The following is a 14,557-nucleotide window of genomic DNA, read 5'->3' as shown; positions in this document are numbered from 1 at the left end:
ACTGTGTTTTCAAGCTTGATTGCAACGCTGGTGACCATACCGCTGCTCGGATATCTGGCTGTTTTTGTTATCAGTAAACAAATTACTAAAAAACATAAAAAATCTGTACATATTGCCTTGGATGTAAGCACTTTTTTATTTATATTGGCGGTCCACTATTTAATTATCATTATTTGGGACAAGTCGTATTTATGGATGATTATCCTGTCCCTGCTTATTACAGCAGTCTGTTTTATTATCATTCAGTGGAGAATTAAGCAGGAAATCAATATGCGTGTCTTATTCAAAGGATTCTGGAGATTTAATTTCCTGCTCTATTTGACCGCTTATATCATTCTGATGATAATCGGACTTGTTCAAAGGGTAACTTCTGTTGTTTTCATACCTTAATGAACAGGTTAGATGACATAATGATTTAACATTTAGAAATGAAGCCTTTAGGCAAGCAAAGTTTTTTTCTTTTCGATTAAGACAATGCTATACTCATAAGATGAAAATCAAAATTGATCAGCTATGAGAAAGGAAGTTCATTAATGGAGATTCTTAATCTCTCATTACCGGCAACAAACCGGTTTGCAACAGATTATATTGCACAAACAGAAGAACTTATGCAGTTTTTTCACTATCGTTATAATTCGGATTCTGATTATAAATCAAGGTTAGCTGAATTGAAAGGCCGGTCGTTTATGAGAAATGAGCTTTCTCAATATATTGGAGAGTTTATGGATCGTTTTCCTTCCTCCCCGGCAGTTCATGAATCACTAAATAAACTGAAGCAAGAAAATAGTGCAGTGATTATCGGAGGGCAGCAGGCAGGGATTTTGACGGGACCTCTTTATACTATACATAAAATCATCTCAATCATACATCTTGCAAAACAGCAGGAAAGTAAGCTGGGCATTCCTGTTGTACCTGTTTTCTGGATTGCGGGCGAGGATCATGACTATCAGGAAGTAAATCATATTTTCATCGAGAAGAATAATAAAATGGAAAAAATGACTTATCCTGAAAAAGTTTTAGAGAAGAAAATGGTATCAAATATCCCTTTGAACCGTGAAAAGTGCAGGGCATGGGTGGAAGACATCCTTGAAACTTTCGGAGAGACCGAACATACAAAAAATCTCCTTTTGATATTGGAAGAAATAATTGTGCATTCCCAAACCTATGTGGATTTCTTTGCCGGCATTATCACCCATCTATTTAAAGAAACAGGGCTTCTTCTGGTTGATTCCGGTGACCAAAGGCTCCGCAAGCTTGAAAGCAGTATTTTTGGCAAACAAATCAAAAGCTTTGAAGAAATCACAAACCGTGTGAAAAGCCAGCAGCATAACCTGGAGAATTCGGGATTTCCAAATGCTATTGATTTAAGTGAAAATGCTGCCAACCTGTTCTATTATGATGAAAAGCATAAAGAAAGGGTTCTTTTGGAGTTCAATCAGGAGAAAAAGGTATTTACGGGGAAGGAATGCTTCCATGAGTTTACCATGAGTGAGCTTCTGGAGATTGCTGAAAATCATCCAGAAAGACTGAGCAATAATGTGGTGACAAGACCCATCACTCAGGAATGCTTATTTCCAGTTCTTGCCTTTATAGCCGGGCCTGGCGAAATTGCTTATTGGGCTGAACTTAAAATGGCATTTGAATGGTTTGGGATGAAAATGCCTCCTATTATGCCGCGTTTAAATATAACCTTTTTAGAACGGTCTGTAGAAAGTGATTTGGACGAATTAGGACTTGATATACAGTCTGTGCTCGTATCAGGAACGGAAGAAGTGAAGGAAGTTTATCTAAAGAGTATAAAAAATGAAAGCATAGAAGACCAGTTTCGTAAAACAAAAGATCAGTTAAAACAAAATTATGAGCTTATTGAAGAGCTTACATTAAAAGATGTTAGTGCCCTTCTTCCACTGTTGAAGAAAAATGAGGAGCTGTTATTAAAGCAGATAGATTTCATGGAGAATAAAATACAGAAATCCATACAGCAAAAATATGATGTGGTCATTAAAAAATATGAAAAAGCTGAAAACTCACTGAGACCGGGCGGCATTCCTCAGGAGAGAGTGTGGAATATTCTGTATTACCTTAATAAATATGGGACAGATTTTCTTGAAGAATTACTCCATTTCTCGTTTGATTTTGATGGGACACACAAAGTCATAAAAATTTAATATTCGCCATTATTCTTTGGGCCTTATCTATTCGGATAAGGTCCTTTTTTATATGAAAAAGAAGGTGAAACCTCTTTATCACCTGTGATTTCCCCTTTAAAAAACCATTTGTAAAAACAGTAAAGAGTTTAAAGAAAATGTAATAAAAAGACGAACGGAAAATGAGCGAATACCTTATAGGAAGCAGGATTTTAAATGTAGTGGTAGAATAATTAAAAACATGTGGAGGAAAGTGGGGGATTGTGGTACATTTGAGTTAGAAAGTGGGTGCAGTGGGTATGTTCATGGGTGAGTTCCATCACAACGTTGATAATAAAGGCCGTCTCATCGTGCCATCCAAGTTTCGTGATAACCTGGGTGAAACATTTGTTTTGACACGCGGACTTGATCAATGTTTGTTTGGCTACCCCATGGATGAGTGGAGGCAGCTTGAAGAGAAATTAAAAGGCCTTCCGCTTACTAAAAAAGATGCCCGTGCATTTACCCGTTTTTTCTTTTCAGGTGCCACTGAATGTGAAATAGATAAGCAAGGAAGAATAAATATTGCTTCCCCGCTTCTGCAATATGCAAAATTGGAAAAAGAATGTGTAGTGCTGGGCGTTTCCAATCGGATCGAGATATGGAGCAAAAATCTTTGGGAAGATTATTTTGCGGAATCAGAGGAATCTTTTGCTGATATTGCGGAAAATATGATTGGGTTTGATATATAATGGGAATGTTTTAGTAATATAATTTCCCATGAAACAAAGATACTTGTTTAGCTCCGGATGCTTAAATTGCGTCTTGTGCTTCTCTGATTGGAAAGGTGGATTCATTCAACAATGTTTGAACATACAACAGTACTATTAAAAGAAACAGTAGAAGGCTTAAACATCCATCCTGATGGTGTGTATGTGGATTGTACCCTTGGCGGAGCAGGCCACAGTAAATTAATTCTTTCCCAGCTTTCTGAAAAAGGAAAACTATACGCATTTGACCAGGATGACACAGCAATTGCACACGCAAAAGAAAAACTGGCTGAATATGGCGACAGAATCACGATTATCAAAAGTAATTTCAAGTATCTTCAGGAAGAGCTTGAAAACCTTGGTGTTTCTAAAGTGGATGGTGTTTTATATGATCTTGGCGTTTCTTCACCTCAGCTGGATACACCTGAAAGAGGATTCAGCTATCATAATGATGCCCCGCTTGATATGAGAATGGATACCGGCGCTGATATTTCCGCTTATGATGTGGTAAACAGCTGGGAATATGGTGAACTTGTGAAAATTTTCTTCAGATATGGGGAAGAGAAATTCTCAAAGCAAATTGCGAGGAAAATTGAAGCGGCCAGGGAAGTTTCTCCAATAGAAACAACAGGCCAGCTGGTAGAGATTATTAAAGAGGCCATTCCTGCACCTGCCAGGCGAAAAGGCGGACATCCCGCCAAGCGTGTTTTTCAGGCAATTAGAATAGCTGTTAATGATGAACTGGGTGTATTTGAAGATTCTCTGCACCAGGCTATTGACATATTAAATCCAAATGGAAGAATCAGCGTAATCACGTTTCACTCACTGGAGGATCGAATTTGCAAAGCTGCCTTTAAAAAAGCCAGCGAAACACCGAATCTGCCTCCCGGCCTGCCGATTATTCCAGATGAATATAAGCCGATTTTAAAGCTGATTAACAGAAAGCCGATTCTGCCTTCAGAGGAAGAGCTGGAACATAATAATCGTGCAAGGTCTGCAAAGCTGAGAATAGCAGAAAAGCTTTAATCGAATACAGAAATAGAGAAAATAAATTACAGGAGGGGAATTATGAGCAATTTAGCCCGAAAAATTCAGGAAGAAAAACAATTTGATGTTCAAACCCAGCCCGTACAGGCCCCCAAAAAATTAAAAACAAAAAAGTCCTGGCTTTCCCCCGGTGAAAAAATACTGGGACTTGCTTTCACGGGCATAGTTTGTTTTGGTGCAGTGCAAATGGTCTCAAATCAGGCGGCCATTTACGAAGTAAACAAAGAAATTCAGCAAACAGAAGAAGCAATCCAAACGCAGAACAAAGTGAATACAGATCTCAAAATGCAAGTGAGCGAATTAAGTACATACGAGCGCATTAAAGCAAAAGCTGAAGAAATGGGTCTCAAATTCAGCGGAAATAATGTCAAGGTCGTGGAAGATTAATGAAGAAACAGCCAAATATTAATTTTGGAGCAGCGATATTATTTTTAATATTCAGCCTGCTCTTTTTTGTATTAATTTTTCGCTTTGTTTCCATCCAGGCAACAGGTGAAGCAGCGGGCCACGCACTTGCGGCTAAGGCTCAGCAGAAATATGAACGAGAAAAGACAATTCAGGCTAAAAGGGGGACCATTTATGACCGTAATGGGGAAGTCATTGCCGAGGATACTATTTCCTACAAGCTTGTAGCAATCCTTGACAAAAGCATGAAACCTGATTATGTGAAAGACCCCGGAAAGACAGCAGCGGCGTTATCGAAAGCTATTGACCTGGAAGAGTCGGAGATTTACAGGATTTTGACAAAGAAAACAAAAGATGGAGAAAAACCATTTCAGGTTGAATTTGGAAAAGAGGGCCGCGATCTTCCTCTTAAGACAAAAAGAGAAATAGAAGATATGAAATTGCCTGGGATTACATTCATAACAGATTCCAAGAGGTTTTATCCAAATGGAGTCTTCGCCTCACATTTAGTCGGGTATGTTGAAAAGAAAAAATCAAAGACAAATAAAACCGATACAGTCGGGATGCTTGGTCTTGAACAGAGCTTAAATAATGTGCTCACAGGAAAAGATGGGAAATTCAGCTATGAAAGTGATATATGGGGCTATCTGCTGCCTAATGGAGATCAAAAAATCCAGCCTGCTCAAAATGGTAAAGATGTGTATCTAACGATCGATAAGAAGATTCAGACCTTCCTTGAAGATTCTATGAATAAAGTAGACGAGGAATATAAGCCGAAAAAGATGGTTGCAGTAGTCGCTGATGCTAAAACAGGTGAAATTTTGGCAATGGGACAGAGGCCGTCATTTCATCCGAAGACAAAGGAAGGAATCGAAGACACTTGGCATAATGAAGTGATTGAAAACTCATTTGAACCCGGATCAACTATGAAAATCTTTACTTTGGCTGCTGCCATTGAGGAGGGTGAGTTTGATCCGAATGAATGGTATAAATCAGGAAGCTATAAAGTGACGGAAAATTCACCGGCTATACGAGACCATAATCAGGGACGCGGCTGGGGATCGATTACTTACCTTGAAGGTGTTCAGCGTTCATCGAATGTGGCTTTTGCGAAGATAGTGAAAGAAAAGCTCGGGTATGAAAAATACAGGGAATATATAACAAAGTTCGGCTTTGAAAATCCGACGGGGATTGACCTGCCGAATGAAACGGGCGGAAAGATCGCTTATGAGTGGCCGCTTGATAAGGTAACAACGGGATTTGGCCAAGGTTCAGCCATTACGCCTATTCAGCAGATACAGGCAGCTACCGCCATCGCAAATGACGGCAAAATGATGCAGCCGCATGTCATCAGCAGTATTGTTGATAGCGATAAAAAAGAAGTCGTGAAAAAAACAAAACCGAAGGTGAAAGGAAATCCCATTTCAGCAGAAACGGCAAAGAAAGCAAGAGATATCCTGGAAACGGTTGTGTCTTCTGAAAACGGAACAGGCTATAAAAGGTATAGTATCGAAGGCTACGAGGTTGCCGGAAAAACGGGGACTGCTCAAATTCCTGATCCAAATGGCGGAGGATATTTAACTGGTCATGAAAATTTTATCTTCTCGTTTTTGGGCATGGCTCCAAAAGATGATCCTGAACTGATCATCTATGTGGCGGTCCAGCAGCCGGATATTGACCTCAGTACAAATGGTGCAGAACCTGTTGCTAAGATTTTTACACCGGTAATGAAAAGCAGTCTGCAATACTTAAATATAGAACCGGCAAAAGAACTAAAGGCAAAGTCGGAACAAGCGCCTGAAGTGGAAGGGAAAACAGTTGAGGAAGCAAAAGGACAATTGAAAAAATCCGGATTTGAAGCTATTGTGCTCGGAAAGGGCAGCAGGGTGCAAAGGCAGGTCCCTGGCAATATGTACAATTTGCTTGAAGGCGAACGAGTGATCTTAAAGACGGATGGCGAATTAACAGTGCCTGATATGAATGGATGGTCGCTAAGGGACGTCATGAAGGTAGCAAAGCTTGCTGACTTAAAGCTTAATACTGTTGGAAGCGGATATGTGGTGAAACAAAATCTAAAAGCCGGTTCTGCACTTAGGGAAGGTGACTATTTAATCGTCGAACTGGAGCAGCCTGGTGAGAAATATAATGAGGGGAACCTCAAATCAAAAGAGCAAGAGGAAGAAGAGGAAGCAGTACTGGATTAAATGAGGAACGTACTGCCGGATGTGCGGCAGTACGTTCTATTCATTTTGGTACAAGCATATATTGGAACGAGCCATAATTTAAGGAGGTTCGTCCGTACATGCGTGTATCAAATGTGACCGTTCGAAAACGGCTGACTGCAGCGTTGTTTGTTGGTATTCTCGTTTTTTTTATTATTGATTTGCGTCTGGGATATGTTCAATTTTTCCTGGGGAATATGCTTACAGATGGCGCAAAGGAGCTCTGGAGCAGAGATATCCCTTTTGAACCGGAAAGAGGAGAAATCGTTGACCGAAACGGTGTTCCGCTGGCTACGAATGTCAGTGCCCCAACTGTCTATGTTGTACCCAGACAAATTAAGGATCCTGCTGATGCTGCAGAGAAATTGGCTGCAGTACTGAATATGCCAAAAGAAAAAGCCTATGAGCTTATCACCAAAAGGGCATCAAGTGTGAAAATTCCACAAGGCAGAAAGATCTCCCATGAGAAAGCGAAAGAAATCCGTGCATTGGGTATTGAAGGAGTTTACATCGGTGAAGATTCAAAACGCCATTATCCTTTCGGTAATTATCTATCGCATGTTCTGGGGTTTGCAGGAATTGATAATCAGGGCCTAATGGGCCTTGAGTTATATTATGATGAAAAACTAAAAGGAAAAAAGGGATCTGTTAAGTTTTATGCGAATGCAAAGGGAGAGCGGATGAACGATATGGCGGATGATTATAAGCCGCCGGTTGATGGAATGGATTTAAAGCTTACCATCGATTCAAAGATACAGACTATTGTAGAAAGGGAGCTTGATATAGCTCAGGCGGAATATAACCCTGATGGAATAATAGCAATTGCCATGAATCCAAATAATGGAGAGGTTCTTGCCATGTCCAGCAGACCGGATTTTGACCCTGCGAATTTTAAAAACGTTCCTCCCGAGATTTACAACCGCAATCTGCCGATATGGAGTACATACGAGCCTGGTTCCACATTTAAAATCATTACTCTGGCAGCTGCATTAGAAGAGGGAAAGGTAAATTTAGAAAAGGATCATTTCCACGACCCGGGATCTGTTGAAGTGGGCGGTGCCAGACTGAGATGCTGGAAAAAGGGCGGACATGGCAGTCAGACTTATCTTGAAGTAGTACAGAATTCCTGCAACCCCGGCTTTGTAGAGCTGGGTGAGAGATTAGGCAAAGAGTCACTATTTAAATATATCCGTGACTTCGGGTTCGGCGAAAAGACGGGCATCGACCTGCAGGGCGAGGGGAAAGGGATTCTATTTAATCTCGACCGGGTTGGTCCTGTTGAGCAGGCAACTACTGCTTTTGGACAGGGTGTTTCCGTTACCCCGATTCAGCAGGTAGCAGCCATTTCTGCTGCGGTTAATGGCGGAACATTATATACACCTTATATAGCGAAAGAGCTTATAAATCCGGCTACCGGTGAAGTATTGATGAAAAAATCGCCTGATGCAAAAAGAAAAGTAATTTCAAAGGAAACATCAGATGAAATCCGCGAAGCGCTTGAATCAGTTGTGGCAAAAGGATCAGGAAAAAAAGCGTTCGTTGACGGATATCGTGTTGGGGGAAAAACTGGAACTGCGCAAAAAGCGCAAAATGGCCGGTACCTGGAAAATAACCATATCGTATCATTTATAGGGTTCGCACCTGCTGATGACCCTCAGCTGGTCGTTTATGTGGCTGTGGATAATCCAAAAGGAACCGTTCAATTTGGGGGTGTTGTTGCTGCTCCGATTGTAGGGGAAATCATGGGGGACAGTCTGCGGGCAATGGGTGTGAAGCCCCGCAAAGATCAAATTGAGAAAGAGCTGACATGGATGGATTCTCCGATGATTGAGGTTCCGGATATGGTAGGTCTGACAAAGAAAGACCTTGGTGAACTATATCTTAACCTGAAAATTGATGCAAGCGGGACAGGAAATACGGTGGTTAAGCAAACGCCTCAGCCGGGCATTAAGTTAAAAGAAGGTTCTACGATCCGCCTGTATTTTGATGACAAATAAGAAAAGGAATGAGGGCGGCTTCCTCTGCGCCGCCTGAATTTTTTTGTTTGTAAGGAAACTGTAACATACTTTCAAGGTTTGGCTTCTATATATTAAATAGCTAAAAAAGCAATTATCCTGTACAATATATATCGCCATCATTTAGAATGTTATTTTGATTATATTTATTTATACTGACCAGCTTCATTAAAAAAGGGAATAGTTTTGCTCTGCTTAACATGAGAGGAATGGTAAAGATGGAATTACATAAACTGCTGCGATTTTTACAGCCTTATATGACATATAAAGGAGAAAACCCTGAAATCACAGCGATTGTTAACGATAACCGGAAAGTTACACCTGGAAGTCTGTTTGTTTGCATTGAGGGCTATACGGTGGATGGCCATGACTTTGCAGCTTCTGCTGCCGAGAAAGGTGCAGCAGCTGTAATTGCCCAAAAAGAGCTGGACTTAGATATCCCGGTTATAGTAGTTAAAAATACAAAACGTGCGATGGCCGTGCTGGCTGATGCATTTTATGGACAGCCGAGCAAGCAGCTCCATTTAATCGGCATAACAGGGACTAATGGCAAAACAACAACAAGTCATTTAATTGAAAAGATCCTTGCTGATGCAGGAAGGAAAACGGGCTTAATTGGCACGATGTATACAAAGATTGCCGATGAAACTTTTGAAGTGAAAAATACAACTCCTGAAAGTCTGACTTTGCAAAGCACATTTAGAAAAATGGCAGATGCTGGTGTGGATTCGGCTGTAATGGAAGTGTCTTCTCATGCACTTGTTGAAGGCCGCGTTCATGGCTGTGATTTTAATATAGCCGTGTTTACAAACCTGACACAGGATCACCTGGATTATCATAAAACGATGGATGAATACAGGAGAGCAAAAGGGCTGTTGTTTGCCCAGCTTGGAAGCGCCTATAATCATGGAGAACCGAAGTATGCCATTTTAAATTCAGATGACCCTGCTTCCGCAGAATATGAAAAATCGACGGCTGCTCATGTCATTTCCTACGGAATTGATCAGGAAGCTGATCTGCGGGCCATTAATATTCAAATGACTGCTGCCGGTACGGAATTTGACTTAATCTCTCCATTCGGGGAGCATAAAGTTTCTTTAAAAATGATAGGAAAGTTCAGCATCTATAATGTCCTTGCCAGTATTGGAGCAGGTATCGCTGCAGGAATATCAATCTCTCAAATCATTAAATCTGCAGAAGAAGTTAAAGGTGTAGCCGGCAGATTTGAAACCGTAGATGCAGGCCAGGATTTTTCTGTGATTGTTGATTATTCGCATACACCTGACAGCCTGAAAAATGCTCTGGAAACGGTAAAGCAATTTGCCCTGAACCGCATTTACGCTATCGTGGGCTGCGGAGGAGACAGAGACAGATCCAAACGTCCGCTTATGGCTGAAATTGCATGTCAGTACAGTACAGACCCAATCTTTACTTCAGACAATCCGAGAAGTGAAGACCCGATCCAAATCTTGAAGGATATGGAAGAGGGAGTAAAAGAAGAAAGTTATAAAATAATCGTCGATCGAAAAGAAGCCATTCATTATGCGGTGAAAAATGCAAGTGCAGGAGACGTTATCTTAATAGCAGGAAAGGGCCATGAGACCTATCAGATTGTAGGCAGCCATGTTTTTGACTTTGATGACCGTCTGGTGGCAAAAGAGGCTATAGAGGAGCGATAAAATGTATTTGACGTATCAGGATTTAGCGGAATTGTTTCCGGCTGTAAAAGGAATAAGGGATCATGAGCTGGAATTTCATACCGTGGCATCGTCCTCTTCTGACCGGCAGCCAAAAGGAATTTATATTCCTTACAGGGAGGACGGAAATCTGAAGGAAGCTATTGAAAGTGGGGCTGTTGCTGCGATCTGGAATGAAAATGCCGAGACGCCGGCATACACCCCAAATCATTTCCCTATTTTTTATACAAACGACTTAACGAAAGGCTTAAAGGATATCATGGAATTATATATAAATAAATTAAGTAAAGCAGAAGTAAAGATGAACACAACTAATTTCCTTATTTCGGATGAAGAAAGTCTTAAAGAAAACGAAACAACATATGATATTGCTGTAATGGCTGAAAGATTAGCGGAAGCTGCAGGTAATGCCAAGCGGGAAAGGAGGGAATAAGTATGATGGAGCAAGTTATTTTTTTCACAATATTGGCAGGTTTTTTAATTACAGTTTTGCTGTCTCCTATATTCATTCCCTTTCTGAGAAGATTGAAATTTGGGCAAAGCATCCGTGAAGAAGGACCGAAATCCCATCTGAAGAAGACGGGTACTCCGACAATGGGCGGGATTATGATTCTTCTTTCCGTCACGGTGACCACTTTATTTATGACAGGTAAATTTTCACAGCCTGCAGTAGAAACATATTTGCTGCTTCTGGTTACTTTGGGGTTTGGACTCCTCGGTTTCCTGGATGATTTCATCAAAGTGGTTTTGAAGCGTAACTTAGGCCTGACTTCAAAACAGAAACTTCTGGGACAGATTATTATTTCAGTGATTTTTTATTTTGTTTATAAGCAGAATAACTTTTCCACAGAAGTACATATTCCGCTGACAGATATTTCGATTGATTTGGGCTGGGGGTATGTTTTATTTGTTATTTTCTGGCTGGTCGGATTCTCGAATGCTGTCAATCTGACAGATGGACTTGATGGACTTGTCTCCGGGACTGCTGCAATCGCTTTTGGAGCATTTGCAGTACTGGCTTGGAATCAATCCCAATTTGAAGTATCCATTTTTTCTGTAGCAGTAGTTGGAGCGGTATTGGGTTTTCTTGTCTTTAATGCCCATCCTGCAAAGGTGTTTATGGGAGACACAGGCTCACTGGCTCTTGGTGGTGCTATTGCGACCATAGCCATCCTGACAAAACTTGAAATCATCCTGATTATTATCGGCGGTGTTTTTGTTATTGAAACATTATCTGTTATTCTACAGGTGGCCTCCTTTAAAACCACTGGCAGACGGATTTTTCGCATGAGCCCGCTTCACCATCATTATGAATTGGTAGGCTGGTCAGAATGGCGGGTTGTTGTTACGTTCTGGACGGTTGGGTTATTGTTTGCAATCTTAGGAATTTATATTGAGGTGTGGGTGTAAGTGAAAGAAGTCAATCGCTATCGACATAAAAAAATATTAGTACTGGGGCTGGCAAAAAGCGGAGTGAGCGCAGCTTCCCTTTTACATAAGCTTGGAGCATTTGTGACTGTTAATGATTATAAGCCGCTTGCAGAAAATCCTGAAGCGCAAGGACTGCTTGAGCAGGGGATTACAGTTATTTGCGGTGGCCATCCTATTGAACTTCTTGAAGAGGGGTTTGAGCTGATTGTAAAAAATCCCGGTATACCTTATCATAATCCAATGATAAAAGGAGCCCTTGAAAAGGGCATACCGGTTATTACAGAAGTGGAGCTTGCCTATCAGGTTTCTGAAGCTCCTTTTATTGCGATTACAGGCACAAACGGAAAAACTACAACCACTACACTTGTGTTTGAAATGCTTCAGGAAGGAAGTAAAATGCCGCTGATTGCAGGAAATATTGGTACAGTAGCTTCCCAAGTTGCCCAGGATGCCGTGATAGAAAACAATATCGTCATTGAGCTTTCATCGTTTCAGCTGATGGGTATTCAGGATTTCAGGCCGAGAATTGCCATTTTAACAAATTTATATGATGCCCATTTGGATTACCATGGCACAAGAGAAGAATACCATGCAGCCAAAGCAAACATTACGATAAATCAGACTGAACAGGATTATTTCATTGTCAATGCCGACCAGGATAAAGTAATGGAAGCGGCTGCCCGGTCTAAGGCACGCATAATTCCTTTTTCTACTTCCAAAGTGCTGTCTGAAGGTGCATATGTGAAAGATGGCTGGATTTATTTTAATGATGAACAAGTGATGGAAAGAAAGGATGTTTCATTGCCAGGGGAGCACAACCTTGAGAATATCCTTTCTTCAGTGGCTGCTGCCAAACTAACAGGAGTGGGGAATGAAGCCATCAGCCGGGTTCTGGGATCTTTTACAGGTGTAAAGCACCGCTTGCAGTATGTTGGAGAATATCAAAACAGGAAATTTTATAATGATTCTAAAGCAACGAACATCCTTGCAACAAAGAATGCGGTCGCGGCATTTGATCAGCCTGTTCTTCTTCTTGCAGGAGGTCTTGACCGCGGAAATAGCTTTGATGAACTCATTCCATCTCTTAAAAAGGTAAAGGGTCTGGTAACCTTTGGTCAAACTGCTGAAAAGATTGAAAAAGCAGCAATGGAAGCGGGAATAAAAACAATTGAGCGTGTCGATAATGTTGAAAAAGCCGTACCTGCAGCCTTTAAGCTTTCGGAGCCGGGAGATGTGATTCTGCTTTCTCCTGCCTGTGCAAGCTGGGACCAATATAAAACTTTTGAGGTTCGGGGAGACATGTTTATAGATGCGGTGCATAAACTTAGTTAAGGGCTTGTCTGCGGGACTTAGAAACTTACAGCAAAGGCATTCATCTTCCTCGCGTGGCATTTAGAGCTTTTAAAAGGAACAAAAACTGCCGGAAAGCGGGTAAGTTTATTTTCGGCAGGGCATATTGTTCTCCTTGACAGCCCTAAAACTTGCATTCGAGGTGTTTTCGTTGCCGGCTAAAAAAACCACTCCCGATTTTATATTAATGATCGTCACTTTAACGCTGCTTGCTGTAGGATTGACTATGGTATACAGTGCCAGTGCAATTTGGGCAGATTATAAATTTGACGATTCTTTCTTTTTTGCGAAAAGGCAAATGCTTTTTGCCGGAGTTGGAATTATTGCGATGTTTTTTATTATGAATGTGGATTATTGGACCTGGAGAACTTGGGCAAAAGTCTTAATCATCATCTGTTTTGTGCTTTTGCTTCTGGTGCTGGTTCCGGGCGTAGGAAATGTGAGAAACGGTTCCAGGAGCTGGATTGGCGTTGGTGCATTTTCCATACAGCCTTCAGAGTTTATGAAGCTTGCCATGATTGTGTTTATGGCAAAATTCCTCTCCGAAAAACAAAAGCTGATAACTTCTTTCCGAAAAGGTCTTGTACCATCTTTAGGGCTGGTGTTTCTAGCATTTGGATTAATAATGCTGCAGCCTGATTTAGGGACTGGAACCGTAATGGTGGGTACCTGTGTTGTCATGATTTTTATTGCAGGGGCCAGAATCAGCCACTTTGTCTGGTTTGCCGCTGCAGGTCTGGCCGGATTTGTGGCACTGGTTCTGTCAGCCCCTTACAGGATAAAGAGGATTACATCCTTTCTTGACCCATGGGAGGATCCGCTGGGCAGCGGGTTCCAAATTATCCAATCCTTATATGCAATAGGGCCTGGAGGGCTGTTTGGCCTAGGCTTGGGACAAAGTAGACAAAAATTTTTCTATCTTCCTGAACCGCAGACAGATTTTATTTTTGCTATTTTAGCTGAGGAACTTGGGTTTATTGGCGGATCTTTTGTCATATTGTTATTTGCGCTTCTCTTATGGCGCGGCATCCGCATAGCTCTTGGCGCCCCTGATTTATATGGGAGTTTTTTGGCTGTTGGGATTATAGCAATGGTCGCTATTCAGGTAATGATCAACATCGGGGTTGTAACAGGTCTGATGCCTGTTACTGGCATCACACTTCCATTTCTGAGCTACGGGGGATCTTCCCTGACACTGATGCTTATGGCTATAGGAGTCTTGCTTAATATTAGCAGATATGCAAGGTACTAGCGCATTTATAACATGCATTTTTAGGAAACCCTGTGAAGCAGGGTTTCTTTTTTGGAAGCAATAATAGATCCGACACGCAGAATTATCAAACTTCTTTGCAATTTTGCACATTATTACATTTCTTTAACATTATGATGTTCGTTCCTATCTATTTGTTTTGAATATAGTAGAATAGGGAAAAGAGGGGAGTGTTTTCACTCCAGCGTGCTGGTGGCCATCATAAATAATTATCGATGGCATAA

At 41.2% G+C, this 14,557-nt stretch carries 12 protein-coding genes; all 12 read left to right on the top strand.

Annotated features, from left to right (window positions below; genetic code table 11):
- The first annotated feature begins 3 nt into the window (after positions 1 to 3).
- The 12 genes from NYE23_RS12490 to spoVE all read left to right on the top strand — a co-directional run bounded on the left by NYE23_RS12490 (position 4) and on the right by spoVE (position 14,315).
- Positions 4 to 390: a DUF3397 domain-containing protein gene (locus NYE23_RS12490; RefSeq protein ID WP_341080714.1), complete on the top strand. Its 387-nt coding sequence runs from the start codon at positions 4 to 6 to the stop codon at positions 388 to 390.
- 143 nt (positions 391 to 533) lie between these two features.
- Entirely contained in the window at positions 534 to 2,168 is a 1,635-nt protein-coding gene (bshC, locus tag NYE23_RS12485) for a bacillithiol biosynthesis cysteine-adding enzyme BshC (protein ID WP_341078235.1), read from the top strand.
- A 278-nt stretch (positions 2,169 to 2,446) separates the two neighbouring features.
- Positions 2,447 to 2,878 carry a division/cell wall cluster transcriptional repressor MraZ gene (mraZ, locus tag NYE23_RS12480; RefSeq protein WP_009330903.1) on the top strand — a complete coding sequence of 144 codons (432 nt, stop codon included), beginning with the start codon at positions 2,447 to 2,449 and terminating at the stop codon, positions 2,876 to 2,878.
- Between the two features lie 111 nt (positions 2,879 to 2,989).
- Positions 2,990 to 3,922 carry a 16S rRNA (cytosine(1402)-N(4))-methyltransferase RsmH gene (rsmH, locus tag NYE23_RS12475; protein WP_341078234.1) on the top strand — a complete coding sequence of 311 codons (933 nt, stop codon included), beginning with the start codon at positions 2,990 to 2,992 and terminating at the stop codon, positions 3,920 to 3,922.
- 42 nt (positions 3,923 to 3,964) lie between these two features.
- A complete protein-coding gene (ftsL, locus tag NYE23_RS12470) occupies positions 3,965 to 4,330 on the top strand; it encodes a cell division protein FtsL (RefSeq protein ID WP_159344840.1) in 366 nt (121 codons plus the stop codon).
- Positions 4,330 to 6,552 (top strand): penicillin-binding protein, encoded by a 2,223-nt coding sequence (locus NYE23_RS12465; protein ID WP_341078230.1) that lies wholly within the window; start codon positions 4,330 to 4,332, stop codon positions 6,550 to 6,552. Before ftsL ends, NYE23_RS12465 begins: the two co-directional genes overlap by 1 nt.
- Positions 6,553 to 6,650: 98 nt before the next feature.
- Positions 6,651 to 8,567 carry a stage V sporulation protein D gene (locus NYE23_RS12460; RefSeq protein WP_341078229.1) on the top strand — a complete coding sequence of 639 codons (1,917 nt, stop codon included), beginning with the start codon at positions 6,651 to 6,653 and terminating at the stop codon, positions 8,565 to 8,567.
- Positions 8,568 to 8,803: 236 nt separating this feature from the next.
- A complete protein-coding gene (locus NYE23_RS12455; RefSeq protein ID WP_341078227.1) occupies positions 8,804 to 10,264 on the top strand; it encodes a UDP-N-acetylmuramoyl-L-alanyl-D-glutamate--2,6-diaminopimelate ligase in 1,461 nt (486 codons plus the stop codon).
- Position 10,265: 1 nt separating this feature from the next.
- Positions 10,266 to 10,715 (top strand): hypothetical protein, encoded by a 450-nt coding sequence (locus tag NYE23_RS12450; protein ID WP_341078223.1) that lies wholly within the window; start codon positions 10,266 to 10,268, stop codon positions 10,713 to 10,715.
- A gap of 2 nt (positions 10,716 to 10,717) precedes the next feature.
- Positions 10,718 to 11,692 (top strand): phospho-N-acetylmuramoyl-pentapeptide-transferase, encoded by a 975-nt coding sequence (gene mraY, locus NYE23_RS12445; RefSeq protein ID WP_341078221.1) that lies wholly within the window; start codon positions 10,718 to 10,720, stop codon positions 11,690 to 11,692.
- Positions 11,693 to 13,045, top strand: coding sequence for a UDP-N-acetylmuramoyl-L-alanine--D-glutamate ligase (gene murD, locus NYE23_RS12440; protein WP_341078219.1), 1,353 nt, complete (start codon positions 11,693 to 11,695; stop codon positions 13,043 to 13,045).
- A 169-nt stretch (positions 13,046 to 13,214) separates the two neighbouring features.
- Complete coding sequence (gene spoVE / locus NYE23_RS12435) at positions 13,215 to 14,315, top strand: stage V sporulation protein E (protein ID WP_048007890.1); 1,101 nt, start codon at positions 13,215 to 13,217, stop codon at positions 14,313 to 14,315.
- The last annotated feature ends 242 nt before the right edge of the window (positions 14,316 to 14,557 follow it).

Source organism: Cytobacillus sp. FSL H8-0458 (genome assembly GCF_038002165.1).
GTDB lineage: Bacteria > Bacillota > Bacilli > Bacillales > Cytobacillaceae > Cytobacillus.
Note: the sequence above shows the minus strand (reverse complement) of the source record. Positions and strands in the feature narration are given on the sequence as shown.

Excerpts from the sequence above, each read along its gene's own strand:
- NYE23_RS12465 (WP_341078230.1), top strand. The coding sequence starts at position 4,330 with ATGAAGAAACAGCCAAATATTAATTTTGGAGCAGCGATATTATTTTTA.
- bshC (WP_341078235.1), top strand. The coding sequence starts at position 534 with ATGGAGATTCTTAATCTCTCATTACCGGCAACAAACCGGTTTGCAACA.
- NYE23_RS12460 (WP_341078229.1), top strand. The coding sequence starts at position 6,651 with ATGCGTGTATCAAATGTGACCGTTCGAAAACGGCTGACTGCAGCGTTG.
- mraZ (WP_009330903.1), top strand. The coding sequence starts at position 2,447 with ATGTTCATGGGTGAGTTCCATCACAACGTTGATAATAAAGGCCGTCTC.
- NYE23_RS12450 (WP_341078223.1), top strand. The coding sequence starts at position 10,266 with ATGTATTTGACGTATCAGGATTTAGCGGAATTGTTTCCGGCTGTAAAA.
- mraY (WP_341078221.1), top strand. The coding sequence starts at position 10,718 with ATGATGGAGCAAGTTATTTTTTTCACAATATTGGCAGGTTTTTTAATT.
- NYE23_RS12455 (WP_341078227.1), top strand. The coding sequence starts at position 8,804 with ATGGAATTACATAAACTGCTGCGATTTTTACAGCCTTATATGACATAT.
- rsmH (WP_341078234.1), top strand. The coding sequence starts at position 2,990 with ATGTTTGAACATACAACAGTACTATTAAAAGAAACAGTAGAAGGCTTA.
- ftsL (WP_159344840.1), top strand. The coding sequence starts at position 3,965 with ATGAGCAATTTAGCCCGAAAAATTCAGGAAGAAAAACAATTTGATGTT.